The organism is Pseudotamlana haliotis (assembly GCF_008806375.1).
Taxonomy (GTDB): Bacteria; Bacteroidota; Bacteroidia; order Flavobacteriales; family Flavobacteriaceae; genus Pseudotamlana; species Pseudotamlana haliotis.
This window is the reverse complement of the sequence record NZ_WAAT01000035.1, coordinates 1-1,561: the sequence shown is the minus strand read 5'-3', so window position 1 is coordinate 1,561 and position 1,561 is coordinate 1. Positions and strand designations below refer to the sequence as shown.

The following is a 1,561-nucleotide window of genomic DNA, read 5'->3' as shown; positions in this document are numbered from 1 at the left end:
AATTTCTATTTTAACCTGTAGCCATATTTCAGGACGAGACAATAAAAAATCACGTTTAATAAGATAATTCAGATTAAATGATTGTATCTTTGATAGTATCAAATGATAGTATCAAAAATGAAACCACCTTACGAAATAACATCTTCTATTTTAAAATTAATAACTTCTATTTCAGAAAAAATAGGAGAAGTAAATGCTAATTTATTAAACAGATCTTCACCTAAATTGAGAAAACAGAATAGAATAAAAACTATTCATTCTTCTTTAAAAATAGAAGGGAATACACTTACAGAAGAACAAATAACAGCACTTCTTGAAAACAAAAGAGTTATTGGTCCTAAAAAAGATGTTCTTGAAGTTTTAAATGCAATCAAAATCTATGAAAATTTAGAAGATTACAATCCTTCAAATGAAAAATCCTTTTTAAAAGCACATCAAAACTTAATGGAAGGTTTAATAGAAAACTCTGGAAAATATAGAAATCAAAGTGTCGGAATTGTAAAAGGTTCAAAAGTTGAGCATTTAGCACCACCTTTTGGAAATGTACCATACTTAATGAAAGACCTTTTTGAATATTTGAAAAAGTCTGATGAAATTGAATTAATTAAAAGTTGTGTTTTCCATTATGAAATGGAATTTATACATCCTTTTTTGGATGGAAATGGAAGAATGGGAAGATTATGGCAAACTTTAATTTTAATGGAAAAATATCCAATCTTTGAGTTTTTGCCTTTTGAAACTTTAATTAATAAAGACCAGGAAAAATATTACAAGTCTTTAGCTGAAAGTGATAAATCCGGAAAGTCAACTAAGTTTATTGAATATATGCTAAACGTTATTGACATTTCAATAAGTGAACTATTAGATTTTAATAATCGAACTCTAAATGAAAAAGATAGATTAGAATACTATGTTTCATTAAATAAAACTGAATTTACAAGAAAAGATTATATGGATATTTTTAAAGATATTTCTTCAGCGACTGCAAGTAGAGATTTAAAGAAAGGAGCAGAATTAAATTTATTTGAAAAAATAGGAGAAAAAAATAAGACAATCTATCGTTTAAAATAACTGAGCACAACACCGTATAAAAAAAATTGCTAAATTAGTGCTTAATTAAAGGCAGTTGCATTTTTATCAACTTCTGAATTTCCTTCGGAAATTCCTCGCTGACAAAACCACAACTTTCCTTATACAACAACGTTGTGTATAACGCCTCACTCCTACTTAAAACACTCATTTCCTAAATATTTATCTCTAAAAAACTCTGATTTCCTCAAAAAATCAAGAAACCAATTCTCCTGGAATCAAAGCGAAAACAAGCTTTAAAAATATTACGCAATCGGATTCTACTCACTCTAGCGATTTCGGACACTAGCGGTACGCAATTAAGAAGCTCATCGGACTCCCAAAACGCTAAAATTTGTTTAACAAAGCTCAAAAAGCTGATTCTGCTTACTCAGACGACTTCGGACACCAATATTGCTCATCTGTTACGGCGGACTGAAAATCTGGGCGGTATGTAGGCTTCCCTTTTTTAGGACACCTTAAAATTCGACAA

1 protein-coding gene is annotated in these 1,561 nt (G+C 29.3%); it reads left to right on the top strand.

Features of this window, described 5'->3' with window-relative positions; translation table 11 throughout:
• The first annotated feature begins 117 nt into the window (after window positions 1–117).
• Window positions 118–1,071, top strand: a complete 954-nt coding sequence (locus F6U93_RS06200; protein WP_150937919.1) for a Fic family protein — start codon at window positions 118–120, stop codon at window positions 1,069–1,071.
• Window positions 1,072–1,561: the final 490 nt, after the last annotated feature.

Coding starts and splice junctions, on each gene's coding strand:
- F6U93_RS06200 (WP_150937919.1), top strand. CDS start 118: ATGAAACCACCTTACGAAATAACATCTTCTATTTTAAAATTAATAACT.